This window comes from Cognatundibacterium luofuense, assembly GCF_018139685.1.
GTDB lineage: Bacteria > Pseudomonadota > Gammaproteobacteria > Burkholderiales > Burkholderiaceae_D > Undibacterium > Undibacterium luofuense.
This window is the reverse complement of the sequence record NZ_JAGSPN010000003.1, coordinates 319,999-333,954: the sequence shown is the minus strand read 5'-3', so window position 1 is coordinate 333,954 and position 13,956 is coordinate 319,999. Positions and strand designations below refer to the sequence as shown.

The window sequence follows — 13,956 nt, the reverse complement described above, 5'->3', positions numbered from 1 at the left end:
ACTGAGAAGCTCCACTCGACGCCGTATATGACTACCGGCGCTAATGAGGTTCACGGAACCCGCATCGTCATTGCGCCGGTAGTCATATACGGCACAGTGAAGAGCGGCTCAGTGATGCATAACAAGACATACTGCAAGAATGACGAAACATCATTCGGGTTGCAAGAGCCTTCCTGCCAACTGCGATTCTACTGCCTGATTGCAGCCATGTAAACCAAAGCCTGAATATTAATTTACAAACGTTTCTTAATTTCCGGAATTCACTTCATTCATAGCAACGCGTGCAAACGCATTTCGCGGATACTGGTGAATTGAGTTTCAATATCGCAATACGTCATCAAATCATTTGCTTAGCGCTGATAAACAACTTGTCGCAAAGCCAGAATGTGTTCGCACGGCCCCCGCCTGAGCTGATGGCGGAAAAAATAATCACAAGCGCACTGCGTTTCGCGAATTCTCAGATCAGTATCCAGCGTCAGAGAAACTGCCAGCCAGCGCGACTTACCGTATGGTTTGTCAGCAATCTGCGCCCGCCAGAGCGGATATTCGCCACCACTTTCCATTCCTGCATCCTTCACAAGTCCTTCTGTCACCAGCGCACTGGCAAGGGATTCCTGCTCACTCTGAAAACGTAAGCTTTCCATTTTCAACGGCTCACGCATCAGGTCGCGCCAGCGCACAGACTGCGTTTGCAGGTCGTACACTGCTCTGCCGCTTTGTATCAGCGCTTCCACTGCGGCCGGAATTTCAGCTTCCGGCAGTGACAGCTGCTGTTTGAGATCTGCAACGCTCAGATGCCACCGGGTATTCAGCGCGTTCGTCACAGCCTGCATCGTTGAAGCCTGGAAATAAGCGCGCGGCGCCATCAGCGCCAGCTGACTGCCTGACGACCAGTCATTCGACGTCCATCCCGACAAACCGAGCGTGAACACCATATCCGGCATATTTGCGACCCAAAAACTAGGCATACCGTTGCCGAGCAAATGCACGGTAAAAGATTGCGCGACCGGAATCAGTCGCTCCAGCGTCAGCAAACGACGTCGTCCCCAGATACGAATTTCCTTCGCATCGTTTCCCTGAAACAGTGAGCGGGAAAATTGCAGACGCTGATTCCATGGCTCTATCAGTACCTCAACCGGCTTTCCGGGCGTCAGGATAAAGCGCAAAGAACGTGGCCCGTTTTTTTCTTTACGGCGACGTAAAGCAAGGCAAATACTGTGAATATCCATCGGATGCAATTGCAACTGCACCGAAGGTAAACACATCGCGGTACTGACCTGAAGAAAACCACGAACCCAGCTGTCCGGCAGTTCAATTTCCGGTTCCTGCCATTGTTCATCATTCGCGGTCGCCACCGAAAATCCAGCCTGCTGGACACCAAAGCGGGTTTTCTTGTAATCGCGTATTTTTTGAAATTCCGAATACAGTGCATCGGAATAATCAATATTCGTCGTCCCGTAAGCCATATCGCCACGCTGACTGAACACATTGTGCGAACAGGATAAACTGGCGTAACTGGCCTCATCACGGCTGAAACACTCAAACAAAATCTGATCCGGATGCACAGTGATCACAGGATCCAGCACGATCCACATATCACGGTTCTGTTGATACAGGTCGTGAAAATAGCGTTGTCGCGCCTCATAAAAAGGTTTGAGTAATTTATTCTTTTCTGTTCTTAACTGTGTCAGCTCACTCTGAATCAGTCCGCTTTCCTCGCGCAGAACATCAGAGCGCGCCATAAACTGGTTCAGCATGGATTGCTGATTTTCCTGCAACCACTGCTGATAAGCAGACCGGTCTTTCGGACGGGTTTTCAGGTCAGAAACCACAACATCATGCAGACTGCTGATTGCCTCCCGAAAATGCAGTGAGGCAGAAGGCTGTAATACGCCATCGAAAAAAACCGGTGCACGCAAAGTGTCCGGAGCAAACTGCATTTGCGTGCTGTCTGCCGAATCCTGAATCTGACTCTGCCCGTAATAGCGATAACGAAACTTCATACTGGTTCTCCGCGACGGTATACACGTATTTCCGGTTGCGGCAAACTGACAATGCCTTCTGCCAGTTCAGCCAGCTGCGGATGGGCTTGCAGTATCTCCGTCAGGCCGAGGATATAGCTCGCTTTATCCTGTACTGCCTGCGTTGCGACCAGCCGCACATATAAGGGAATAATCCGCTGCGCGAGATCAGCTTGCTGTGCTGCCAGCGTATGCAGCAGATGCTGAATACGGATGCGGGTAATACGACTGCGATTCACACGCGACAGCACACTCAGAAAATATGGCATCAACTTCGTCAGCAATGATATTTTTTCGATAGCAGGCGTTGCAGCAAATACTTGTTCAAGCCACTGACTGACAAATAACTGCATGCTCTCAGACGGATGCTGACTGAGTTCCGCCAGCCATTGTGCAGACTCTTCGACACTGAAACGTGATGTCAGCAACTGACGGGCAAAGCGCTGAATATCATCGTAAGGATGATCGCAGCAATGCATCAGTTCTGGCAGAGTCCAGTCTTCCGGAGCAAACTGCTGTTCCCAGCACCCGATCAACGACGAGCGTAATTCCGGCCACGGCGAGTTAAATGCATCCAGCCACAGTAAGCGGTCAGGATGCTCCCGCAATGGAATTTGCCGGATATGTTCAAGCATACGCTGGCGAACAGCAGCCATCGGATGTTTTGCCAGACTGACCCAGCGGGCAGTGGTCATGGATGGAAGCAATGTGGAATCGTTTGCCTCCAGCAACCAGAATCCGGCCAGTTGCGCACCGGCACTGCGAGCCTGCAATAAGCGCCATTGCAAATCAGTGTCCAGAGCACCGATGACATCTGCGGCATAAGTTTGCATCCAGCCGACAATTTCCTGATGCAAATGATGAGCAGGTGTTTCAACGTCATCGCTTTCGGCATCATCCGGTAAAGCGCGGAACAGGCTGTCCACCAGCGCACGGGCTAATTGTCCTGCTGCAGACGATCCCGTTTCCAGCTGATACAGCAAAGGCCATATCGCTTTGCGTACGCTGGCATGTTGCGCACATGCCAGAAACGCGATCAGATCTGTACGTTCATACATCAGCGCACGTGGCAGCACCATACACAGTGTTGCAGCGAGAACCCGTAAATCCGGATCTGATTCCGCCATCCACTCCGGCAAGCGACGGATGCAGCTTTCAGCCTGCCATTGCGGATGCATACTGAGCAGTATCAGTGCGATCCGTTTCACACGCGGATTCGCTTCCTGTAAGGAATGTTTCCAGACAGCCGTTTCGGCAGTTCCGCAGACAGACACGGTTGCCGGAAGCCATTGCTGTATCCAGACACAAACCCGATCAGATGCTGCTGCATCCGGCGAGGGATTCGCTGATAACCATTGATTCAGCGCTTGTATGATCCGGCCACAATCTGTCTGTTCGCAACGCGGCATCAGCAATGCCAGCAAGTGCTGACAACGTGCATCAGGATGTAAAGCCAGATAAAGGGGGATTTCCGGAACCTGCTGAATAACAGCAGGGTTCGCCGTTATCCAGTTCAGCAAAAAGTCCGTTGCCGGCGCGTACACTGCACGTAAAAACCAGACTGCACAGTTGGCTGACGTTGTTCCTGCCTCAAGCAATGGTTTGAAGTAATGCCATGCCAGTGCGAGTCCGTACTCGCCCTGCTGCAAAACAATCTCCCATTCAGCAACTGACAACGCAGCAAGAAATTCCGGCAAATCCGCCAGCGCACAGGCTGCAAACCGCTTGACTTCAGGAATATCGGCCTGCGTCAGGCATTGCATTAAGCATGCAGGTTGCGCATTCCACAAATCGGCAAATGCTTCGGTACGTGGCTGCAGCTCAAATGCCAGTTGCGCTTCCGGCTGCTGACGCCACCAGCTCAGTCCGCTGGAAGACCAGCAAACTGAAGGATCTTCCCTGAACAGAATCTGGCTGAACACCAGCCAGCGCGAATACGGGCTATGGTGACGTTCATGTGTGTTGTAGCGGCGTGTGTCGGCATCCCAGTAAGGATGGCGTGATACAAACGGTTTCGGCGCATCTTTATCGCGCGCCGCCAGCAAAATACCCGTTGCCATCGCCGGATAGGCCTTCGGTTCCATCATGGCAAGACGGCGTAACGTGCGCCATGCACGACGCCGGAAATAATCGCGGGTCAGATTAGAAAAACACAGCTGATTTTCTTCCTGCTGGACTGCGTTCCGGAAGCGAACATAGCGGCGCTTTTGCTGCAGAAAAATATTTGACTGCGCGCTTGCGATAAACAAGCGGGCTGGTGTGATCTCAAAACGCATGGACAGCACGCCGAACAATTCAGCGTCCTGACGCATTTCTGCGCTCTTCCACAAACGACGCAAAGCGCGGAAAACCAGACTATCCACCGGTAAATTACGGCACTGGCACAGTACCAGCTTCCGCGCGAGTGCAGCGGCAGGTCCGCCTGCGCTGCAACTGATCAGATACAAAGCTTCCAGCCAGTCGTCCAGACGCCAGTGATGCCATGCCATTCCATGCAGCAAGGCCTTTAACACCGGTTCTGTATCCTGCGTTTTTAATCCGTGCTGCCAGGCGCTCTGCAACTCATCCGGCCATGCCTGAATCAGACCCGTTGTGTAAGTCTGCGCTTCTGTCTCCGTACAAAGCTGTAACCATGCCAGACGGGCGATACGGCGCACCATATCGGATGAGGTACGGTTCAGTAATTCATGAACCGCATTGTAAGCACCGCGATCATCGCAGCGGATGATCGCGAAACAAATGCAGTAATCGAGTAAATCCGTGCCGGATTGCAGGTGCGGAATCAATTGTGGCAAGGCTGCGCGGCAGCGGTGTTCGCCCAGCTGCCAAGCAAGGCGTGAACGCGCACGGGCAGACAAACTGCGCCACTGACCCAGTTGTGCAAGTAAGGCTTTTTGCTGAGTCGTCACGGTGCCGGCATCCGTCTTATCCGCCTGCTGCCTGTTGTGCTGTACCGGTGCTGCTGCTTCCGCCCACTGCACATCCTTATGGATAAATCCTTGCTGCAGACGACTTTGTAACAACTCATCGAATAAACGCTCAGCCTCCGGCAACGATACCGGGAACGGCGTCTTTGAGTTTTCCAGCCAGGATGTGCCGGACTTACCCTCGCGCCAGTTCACCAGAAAACGTGGCGCATCGTCCTTGCCCTGTACCTGAATCAATTCGATTTCAAGCGTCAGCCACGGATCTTTCTGGGAGATTAAGCGATGCTTTTTCAGTATTCCTGCCATGCGGACCTCAATACCGTGGTCAGTCAAAGCTGAGAATTATGACATGCCAAATAAATAATTCTGAAAAATTTCCGCGCAGTGGTGCAACCGTGTCGTCTGTATTCATTTCAGTACTGGCAGATCGCTGAAAAACAGCACTTTTTCATCGTTTTGCGGACTTCAGCACAGCAGTTTCATGCTTGTCGGCAGAAAGTCTGGCTCTCACGAAATCACCAATGACGATTTCTGCAAAATTCCAACATTGATGTAAAGCGTCCTTGACATCCTGAATGTAAACGCTATGATGTAAAGGAAGCTTGACACACAACAGGCAGGAAACCGGTGTCAGGCATGAAGCCGCATTGCGGCATTTTTAATCCCTTTGAAAGTCAAGTTTGCTTTACAAAGAAAGGAAACACCATGTCTGACTACTCTCAACACGAAATCAACACCCTGCGCCAGTACCGTAAGGAATTGTTCAGCTGCATCGCGATTTACATGGTGGTGCTGTTTGCATCGATCTGGATTGCGAAAGGCATCACGGAGCAAGTTCTGCGCGCGGCCATCGTACTGCTGCCAGCGATTCCGGCCGCCGGTGTGTTGTGGGTCGTGATCCGCCATCTGCGCCGTATGGATGACTATGTGCGTTTGATCATGCTGGAAACGCTGGCGATTTCCGGCGGGTTCACTGCCCTGCTGGCTTTCAGCTACGGTTTTCTGGAAGGCGTCGGCTTTGCGCGTCTCAGTGGATTTATCTATTACGGCATCTTCATGGGCAGCTGGCTCGTGATCAGCATGTTCCGCAAATTCCGGGGTGAAGTATGAAGAATATCGTCAAAGATTTACGCGCAGAAAAAGGCTGGAGCCAGGCCGCACTGGCAGATTTACTCAGCGTATCGCGTCAGACCATTAATGCGATTGAAACCGGTAAATACGACCCCAGCCTGCCACTGGCTTTCGCGCTGGCCCGGCTGTTTGGCAAGCGGATTGAAGAGATTTTTTCTGAAGATTAAACCGGTTCTTACTTCGTTTTGATTTTTGCTTTTTGCTTTATTGGCTTTTTGATTTTTTGACGTTTTCCCCGGCATTTTCAACAAAATTCAGGAGTTCAGCATGCAAACCACAACAACATTTCTGCGCAAAACACTGATCAGCACCCTGATTGCGCTCAGTGCAGCCAGCCTCCCTGTCATCAGTCACGCTGATACCAGCAGCGCAGCCAGCACAACACAGAACAGCATTCCGTCAGCGCAGCCGGAAACCCGTACTGGTGTGTTCTATGTACAGAAGCGCGGCGTACAAAACACCCAAAAACCGGCACTGATCCTGGTTCCCGGTCTCAGCTGCGATGCGGAAAGCTGGCGCAATGTGGTTGCGGCGTTTGAGAAAGATTACGCGATTTATCTGGTGACTTTTGCCGGCTTTGGTGGTCGCCCTGTCCCTGAAAAACTGTCTGCGCAACCGCGTCAGGATTTTGAAGCCTCTCTGCAGCAACTGATCCGTGATGAGAAACTGAATAAACCAGTACTGATCGGCCACAGCATCGGAGCCAGCCTGTCGCAATGGTTCGCTACCCGTCATTCGGATCAGATTCGCGGTGTTGTCGCAGTGGATGGCTTACCGGTATTGCCGTTCAGCGAAAATACGCAGGGTGCACAACGCACAGCGGTGGCTGCTCAAATGAAACAAGGGATGAGTAACATGAGCGCCGAAGCTTACGCTGCTTCACAAAAAAACTATATGCGCATCATGGGCATGGTGGATCCGGCCACCGCCGACTACTTCGCAGAGCGCAGTAGCAAGAGTGATCCGGCAACGGTAGCCAGCTGGGTCAGCGATGTGTACCTGAACGATTTCCGCGCAGACCTGCCGCAGATCAGCGTTCCTGTCATGCTGATTTCCCCTTACTACGCACCGGACATGCAAAATTCGCGCTTCCGTGACGAAGCGGTCAAACATGCTTACTGGGCAGAACTCAGCCAAGGCATCCCGCAACTGACGGTGAAACCCATCAGCGGATCGCGGCACTTCCCAATGGAAGATCAGCCAGCCATTCTGAATCAGGCGATTCGAGATTTCGTAACACCGCTGGCAAAATAAGCAACACCGTGCGCTGTCCGTGAATATCCGGCAGCGCACTGTTTCTGCAGGCAAACCCAGAATCAAAAGGCACAGTCGAAAAAAACGCGTTCAGGCGCGTTTTTTTGCATTTTCAGCCCCAAATGCGGACTTCAGCACAGCGGTCCGGCGGTCGTCGGCAGAAAGTCCGGCTCTCCGTAAATACAAAATGACGATTTTTGCACAATCAGCAAGCGCTCAGTCCGGCGACTGCGCTGATGGCAACTGGTAATCAAACACGTAAAAGTGCTTGCCTTCACGTATCTCGATCTGCATGCTGCCGCTTAATCCCTGCAATGCGTCTGTCCCCGAATCAGGAACGACCTGCACCGTCAGCGACGACTGTCCTTTATCCATCAGACCGGTATGCATCAGTACAAAGCTGCCTTGTCTGCCACTTAGCGTGCCGCTGACACGCTCCAGCGCCACATAGGCCGCAGAGCCTTTCACCGGCGTATGTACCGACAGCATTTCCCCCAGACTGGAAGCCTGCAGTTCACCGTGAAACTGTTTAACGATGGTGCGTCGCCCCAGCTCTGCACTGACAATCGCATCCGCCGCTGGCTGCGCCTGCAATTGCACCTCGAAGCTGCCACGTATCTGTTGCATGTTTTTCCCCTGATTCAGTTGATTACTGTTCGTTTCCGTTGCAGATGCGTAAGTAGCGCCTGCCTGCAGCAAGCACGCAGCGCAAAGTGACAACGCGATACGATTGCTTATTTTGAACATACTGACCGCTCCTGTTAAGATCCGCTGTTACGTCAACGCTAAATGCAGCTTCGACGACAGCAACATCGGTTTTGGCTTCGCCGGATACCGGATGCAGCACAGATAAGCGATTAAACACCGGTTCCCGATTTCACCATAGTAAAAACGCGACAAACAAGCTGATGAGCCTGCCACCGCCACGCGGCGTTTTACGCCCGCAGATTCCCGAAGCGCAATTTCAGCATCAGCGACACGCACCGTGCGCGGAGTTAAACAATTGGATTGAACATTTCTGGTTTGTTGCCTGGGATGTTCAGGATGCCGAAGCGACGGAACAGACCACGCTGCCGCATCCGAATGTGCATCTGGTCATCGAACAAGGGGAAGCCCGCATCTGGGGCGTGCAAACCGATCGCTTCACACGCCGCTTGCACGGAAAACAAAGCGTATTCGGTATCAAATTCCGTGCCGGAGGTTTTTATCACTGGCTGGGACAACCCGTGGCCAGCATTCATAACCAGCAATGCGCCGTTCCTGCAAACATCGCATCAGCCGCAGAAAAACTCACCGCAGCAGTCAGCGACAAGCAGCCGTTCAGCGCCTTGTGTCTGCTGGCGGAACAGATGTTTCTCTCCCTGCTCCCACAGATTCCAAACGCCGATCCGGCCCTGCCGCTTCTGCAGCAAATCATGCAGGACATCGTCGCACAGCCGGAACTGAACAGCGTGGAAGATTTACAAAAGCGTTACGGCATCCACAAACGACAGCTTCAGCGCCTGTTCCAGCAATATGTCGGCGTCAGCCCCAAATGGGTGATTCAGCGTTATCGTCTGCATGAAGCAATCGCCCGTATTCAGTCTGGTGACAGCAAGGACTGGGCGGCGCTGGCACTGGAACTGGGGTATTTCGATCAGGCTCATTTTGTGCGCGCATTTCGTGTGCTCACCGGCATGACACCGGTGGCATATCAGCAAACCCTGCTGCAGAAATAAGCCCGTGCCGGCAAAGCGAAAGAGTGGATATGACTCAGTCAGCACCGGCAAATGCGGAAGGCTTCCGTGACGGTTCCGGAAAAAATTCTGATCTCCCTGCGCAAAAAAACCGTCCGGCAGAATTGTGATTGCATAAAAAACACCTCATATACAATATCCTCTCCGTCTTTACAGGATCTTCCTATGTCACTGCCTACCGCCTTCAAAAGCTTACTCGCAAGAAATCTTCAGCGTCAGGCTGAGCGAAAGCGCTTGCGCGGACCGGCCAGCCTGCATTACACCATCAGTGAACATATCGATGATCTCAATCCCGAGGTGTGGGATGCATTAACCGCAAACACCAGCTGGCTACTCTCGCGACACTATCTGAAGGCGATGGAATCTGCGCTGCCGGACAATTTGTGGCCGCGTTACGCCATCATCCGTGATGCAGACGGCAAACCGCTGGTTGCGATGATGATGCAACTCGCTACGTTACGGCTGCAGCAAACTCATTCTGCGGATGTACACCGCAGTGCGGCTGTGCTTACAGAAACCATCGATAAAATCACACCCGGACAAAGAATTCTGATTTGCGGCAACATGCTCACCTTTGGTCAGCATGGTCTGGCATTTGCAGAATATGCCGATCCTGAGCAGGCATGGCATGGTGTGGCTGAGGTTTTATACCGTGTGCGTCGCGCAGAAAAGCTGACAGGCTCTACGCATTTTATGATGATCAAAGATTTGCACGCACCGTGGCAGGATTCCGCCGCCAGACTGACACATCTGAGTTACCGTCTGCTGGAAACGGAACCGAATATGGTGCTGACGCTTGATCCGGCGTGGAAAACCTGGGAAGACTATCTTGCCAGTCTGCAGTCCAAATACCGCAGCAATGTGAGAAACGGTATTCTTAAGCCATTAGATGATGCAGGCTGTGAGCTGGTCAGCCTGCCGGATCTCAGCGGTGAAGCTGAACGCATCCATGCTTTGTATAAAATGGTACAAATCAACGCAGATTTCCGGCCGTTTGAACTGGACGCCGGTTATTTTCCGGCATTACAGCAAACAGCAGGCAAGCTTTTGCGCGCCAGTGGCATACGTCGTAACGGCGAATTACTTGGTTTTATCGTCACACTGAAAGATGGAGACACCGCGATTGCATGGCACATCGGCTTCGACCGTCAGGCAGCGGATCAGGGACTGCCCTTATATCTGCGGCTGTTGCACGCGGCAATTGCTGATGCACTGGCACTCGGTTGCAAGGAGCTTTCGTTCGGCCGCACCGCACTTGAGCCCAAAGCAGCGCTTGGCGCAAAACCACAGGAATTTTCCGTCCTGATCAGACACCGCCAGCCGATTCTGAATAAGGTCATCAAACACTTACTGTTGGGCATGGAGCATGATGAGGCACCGGAGCGCAATCCGTTTAAGAAAAGCGCTTCAAGCACAGACGCAAAAAGTTAAGCATCAGCAGTTCTGCTTCAGATAGAAATCAATAGCAACCTGACAGTACTCTCCTCCCGCAATCTGTCATCTGCAATTGCTCTGCGCTCGGTGTTCAGCATGCTTCATGTTTATGAACCCGGGCGCCGGAGCAGAAATCGTACGCAGAGCTCAGTTCATCGATACGCAACCTCCTGCTTTCCACCAGATACAGACTCCGGACGCCGAAGTGCCCCCCCATCGGCACGTTGTGTAATGGCATTCCCTCAGACATCGGGACAAAGTCATCACGCTCAGTCTTTACTGAGCCGGTGAAAGAGATCATGTGTCATCCGGAAATGACATTGTTGTCTCTTACACGTTAGCGAATTCCCCCTCTGCTTTGCATGAACTTCGTTTACTGAAAACAAAAATTTAGTAACCAGTTTTATTAATAAAAATATTGTTGCCATGAGGATTCATATGCCTCAAAGACAACACCATAAATGCGCATCGATATGTAAATGCATGAAATACGCACAGCACAGTAAAAAGACCCGGAATCTGCCTTTTTATCAATATATTCTTTCCCGATCATTTTTTCTGACGGCCTTCTTTATGACAGTGCTGCGCCATCCCGTTTTTTGTCTGTACAAACATATGATTTCATTGTCTCCTCACAAACTGATTCTGAGTGCGCTGATCGCCAGCACAATCTTCCATGCACCGGCTTTTTCTGCTGACACTTCACAAATTGTCGCCAGCGGGCAGCAGGAAGTCATACCGATAGCGGATTTTTTCCGCATGCCTTCGCTGACCAAAGCACAACTGTCGCCCGACGGAAAGCGGATCGCCATGCTGGCGGAAGGTGCTGCGAAGCGCCATGTACTCGCGGTAATGGATGTGTCAGATTTAAAACCGCGCATCCTCGCGCAATTTACCAACGTAGATATCAGCAGTTTTCACTGGGTGAACAGTCAGCGGCTGGTCTATTCGGTCAGTAATTATCAGCTGGATAAAGACGAATCCAACCGTGGCCCGGGTTTATGGGCGATTGATGCGGATGGCAGCAACCAGCGCCAGCTGATTCTGCGTGGCTGGAAAGAAAGCGGCAGTATGCAGCGCGTACTTGAATGGAATCACCGGTTTGTCAGCAGCGCTGGTGATGCCTATCCGGACGATATTTTTGTCTACAAAGTGCAGTATCACAACGATAGCAGCCGTGCCCCGACGAATGATTTATTGCGTCTGAATACCCGAACCGGTACGCAGGTACTGATTCCGCGTCCGGGCGAAGCGCTTGGCTGGCTGCTCGATCAGAACAAATTCCCGCGCCTTGTCAGCGTGTCCGAAAACGGACGCAGTGTGACTTATCTGCTCAACACTGACGGCAGCAAGAAAAAATTATTTGATGAGGCGCTGTTTCAGGACGATGGTCTGCGTGCAGAATTTTTTGATCAGCACGGCAAGCTGTATGTCAGTAAACTGAAAAACCACGATCTGCGCGAACTGTACAGCTTTGATACAGAAACGCTGCAGACATCGGCTGAACCGGTGATTGCATTTGATGGCTATGATTACAATGGCGATGTTCTGATCAGCCGTAAAGACGGTGAATGGTTAGGTTTGCAGTATGAAACCGATGCACCGGGCGCGTTATGGTTCAATCCGGAACTGAAAAAGATACAGGAGACCATCGATCAGTTGTTACCAGGGAAGTCGAATCTGCTGTCGCCGAGCCGTGATCTGGATGTGATACTGATCTATTCCGGCGCAGACAACGATCCCGGCAGTTTCCACATTTACCATCCGTCCAGTAAAAAAATCACCACGGTTGGTCAGTTACAGCCCTGGATAGATCCGGCACGAATGGCATATCGCGATCCGGTCAGAATCACCGCCAGAGATGGCTTAAGCCTGCCTGCTTACCTGACGCTGCCACGTGGCCAGAAAAAACAGCTTCCTATGGTTGTGTTGATTCACGGTGGTCCGAATCTCAGGGGTGAATACTGGCACTGGGATCCGCAAGCGCAATTTCTGGCTTCACGTGGCTATGCGGTTTTGCAGGTCGACTTCCGTGGCAGTAAAGGATACGGACAAAAGCATGAAAGCCTGGGCTGGAAACAATGGGGCTTAACGATGCAGGATGACATCACCGATGCAACTCGCTGGGCGATACAGCAAGGTATCGCAGATCCGCAGCGGATTTGTCTGGCCGGTGCCAGCTACGGAGGCTATGCCACCCTGATGGGTTTAATCAAAGAACCGGAGTTATATCGCTGCGGCATTGCGTGGGCGGCGGTAACAGATATCGATTTACGCTACAGCGTGACCTGGAGTGACTCTAACGATTATGTTGAAAAGTTCTTTCTGCCTCTGAAAGTCGGTGACCGCATCAAAGATGCTGCGCAATTTAAAGCAACATCTCCTTTGCAGAATGCAGCCAGACTCAGGCAGCCATTGCTGTATGCGCACGGAGCGGAAGACCTGCGGGTTCCGATGATTCACGGTACCAAATTCCGCGATGCAGTTACGCAGCACAATCAGCAAGTGGAATGGGTCAGTTATCCGAATGAAGGCCATGGTTGGCAACGACTGGAAAATAATATCGACTTCTGGACCCGGGTTGAAAAATTTCTGAAAAATCACATTCAGAAACCCTGAATCCATGAACCGGTGAGCCTGTGAATCCGTAACATAGTCCCGTCAGTCCGGCGGGATTAAAGGCCTGACGCATCCGTCAAACACTTGCATGGGTTTTCAGATGAATGCACGCAGCTGTGGCTACTCTGGCTTGTGGCTGCTCTCTGCGTCAGGCAAAGTATTTTTATTCTCCGAATCAAGTGCCTGCTCACTGGTACCCGCTTTCTTTTCACGCCATTTAGAATAAAAGTAAGCCGTACCGGCGACGGCACCGGATACAGTAGCGGCAGCGCCAATCACAGGCGCGATCGCGGCAACCACTGGCGGGCCAATGATGGCGGCACCGGCGGTGACGCCGGCAGCAACACCAAAGCCCATGGAAACCATTTCCGTTTTTTCTTTGATGTCGTGGTGATTTTCTTCGAGGCTCTGGTCAATTTTTTTAACGCAATCAACAAGCTGAGTTCCGACGACTTTTGCGCCGTGACCCGCACCGTCAACGATCGTAGTACTCACGTCAATCACTTGCTCAACAATCGCTTTGGTTTTTTCGTGAGTGATCACCTCCGTCACCGATTGCACCGCAAGGTCTTTTGCCTGCAATGCCGTACTGGCAGCGGTGCTGACTACCGAACCGGCGGCTGAACTCGCTTTTTCCAGGACATCCTGCGCACCTTTGCTGACGGTATGGGTGATGACCTGCCCGAGGTCTTGCGCATGATGCTGCACACCGGATAATCCACGACCAGCAACATTGGCCGAACGCACAACGACCTGTCCGATTTTTTCAATCTGCTTTTTCATTTGGCATCCACGCAAAAATCCAGCAACAAGGGAAAACGAATATATGTTACC

The 13,956-nt window shown here is 51.9% G+C and carries 10 protein-coding genes; 6 read left to right on the top strand and 4 right to left on the bottom strand.

Translation table 11 applies throughout. The features are described from left to right. Positions 1-350 precede the first annotated feature (350 nt). Positions 351-2,003 carry an SWIM zinc finger family protein gene (locus KDM89_RS06770; RefSeq protein WP_212687171.1) on the bottom strand — a complete coding sequence of 551 codons (1,653 nt, stop codon included), beginning with the start codon at positions 2,001-2,003 and terminating at the stop codon, positions 351-353. Then, positions 2,000-5,254, bottom strand: a complete 3,255-nt coding sequence (locus KDM89_RS06765; RefSeq protein WP_212687170.1) for a hypothetical protein — start codon at positions 5,252-5,254, stop codon at positions 2,000-2,002. Before KDM89_RS06765 ends, KDM89_RS06770 begins: the two co-directional genes overlap by 4 nt. Positions 5,255-5,653: 399 nt before the next feature. Here KDM89_RS06765 and KDM89_RS06760 point away from each other — a divergent pair, with 399 nt between their 5' ends. From KDM89_RS06760 to KDM89_RS06750, 3 genes are all read left to right on the top strand, one after another. Then, entirely contained in the window at positions 5,654-6,058 is a 405-nt protein-coding gene (locus KDM89_RS06760) for a hypothetical protein (protein ID WP_212687169.1), read from the top strand. Further along, positions 6,055-6,246, top strand: a complete 192-nt coding sequence (locus tag KDM89_RS06755; protein ID WP_212687168.1) for a helix-turn-helix transcriptional regulator — start codon at positions 6,055-6,057, stop codon at positions 6,244-6,246. The genes KDM89_RS06760 and KDM89_RS06755 overlap by 4 nt, the downstream gene beginning before the upstream one ends. A gap of 100 nt (positions 6,247-6,346) precedes the next feature. After that, a complete protein-coding gene (locus tag KDM89_RS06750) occupies positions 6,347-7,333 on the top strand; it encodes an alpha/beta fold hydrolase (protein ID WP_212687167.1) in 987 nt (328 codons plus the stop codon). 216 nt (positions 7,334-7,549) lie between these two features. On the opposite strand, the gene KDM89_RS06745 is transcribed toward KDM89_RS06750, so the two are convergent. Further along, on the bottom strand, positions 7,550-8,080 hold the full coding sequence (locus KDM89_RS06745; RefSeq protein ID WP_230427706.1) for a DUF3224 domain-containing protein: 531 nt from the start codon (positions 8,078-8,080) through the stop codon (positions 7,550-7,552). 161 nt (positions 8,081-8,241) lie between these two features. On the opposite strand from KDM89_RS06745, the gene KDM89_RS06740 reads away from it, so the two are divergent. The 3 genes from KDM89_RS06740 (at position 8,242) to KDM89_RS06730 (ending at position 13,122) form a co-directional block, all read left to right on the top strand. After that, entirely contained in the window at positions 8,242-9,051 is an 810-nt protein-coding gene (locus KDM89_RS06740; RefSeq protein ID WP_212687166.1) for a helix-turn-helix domain-containing protein, read from the top strand. Positions 9,052-9,234: 183 nt separating this feature from the next. Further along, on the top strand, positions 9,235-10,500 hold the full coding sequence (locus KDM89_RS06735) for a GNAT family N-acetyltransferase (protein ID WP_212687165.1): 1,266 nt from the start codon (positions 9,235-9,237) through the stop codon (positions 10,498-10,500). Positions 10,501-11,118: 618 nt separating this feature from the next. Further along, entirely contained in the window at positions 11,119-13,122 is a 2,004-nt protein-coding gene (locus tag KDM89_RS06730) for a S9 family peptidase (protein WP_212687164.1), read from the top strand. 120 nt (positions 13,123-13,242) lie between these two features. Here the strand turns inward: KDM89_RS06730 and KDM89_RS06725 are convergent, their stop codons facing one another. Then, the gene (locus tag KDM89_RS06725; protein WP_212687163.1) at positions 13,243-13,905 is read right to left on the bottom strand and encodes a hypothetical protein; all 663 of its coding nucleotides are present in this window, start codon (positions 13,903-13,905) and stop codon (positions 13,243-13,245) included. Between the last annotated feature and the right edge of the window lie 51 nt (positions 13,906-13,956).

Excerpts from the sequence above, each read along its gene's own strand:
- KDM89_RS06770 (WP_212687171.1), bottom strand. The coding sequence starts at position 2,003 with ATGAAGTTTCGTTATCGCTATTACGGGCAGAGTCAGATTCAGGATTCG.
- KDM89_RS06765 (WP_212687170.1), bottom strand. The coding sequence starts at position 5,254 with ATGGCAGGAATACTGAAAAAGCATCGCTTAATCTCCCAGAAAGATCCG.
- KDM89_RS06760 (WP_212687169.1), top strand. The coding sequence starts at position 5,654 with ATGTCTGACTACTCTCAACACGAAATCAACACCCTGCGCCAGTACCGT.
- KDM89_RS06755 (WP_212687168.1), top strand. The coding sequence starts at position 6,055 with ATGAAGAATATCGTCAAAGATTTACGCGCAGAAAAAGGCTGGAGCCAG.
- KDM89_RS06750 (WP_212687167.1), top strand. The coding sequence starts at position 6,347 with ATGCAAACCACAACAACATTTCTGCGCAAAACACTGATCAGCACCCTG.
- KDM89_RS06745 (WP_230427706.1), bottom strand. The coding sequence starts at position 8,080 with ATGTTCAAAATAAGCAATCGTATCGCGTTGTCACTTTGCGCTGCGTGC.
- KDM89_RS06740 (WP_212687166.1), top strand. The coding sequence starts at position 8,242 with ATGAGCCTGCCACCGCCACGCGGCGTTTTACGCCCGCAGATTCCCGAA.
- KDM89_RS06735 (WP_212687165.1), top strand. The coding sequence starts at position 9,235 with ATGTCACTGCCTACCGCCTTCAAAAGCTTACTCGCAAGAAATCTTCAG.
- KDM89_RS06730 (WP_212687164.1), top strand. The coding sequence starts at position 11,119 with ATGATTTCATTGTCTCCTCACAAACTGATTCTGAGTGCGCTGATCGCC.
- KDM89_RS06725 (WP_212687163.1), bottom strand. The coding sequence starts at position 13,905 with ATGAAAAAGCAGATTGAAAAAATCGGACAGGTCGTTGTGCGTTCGGCC.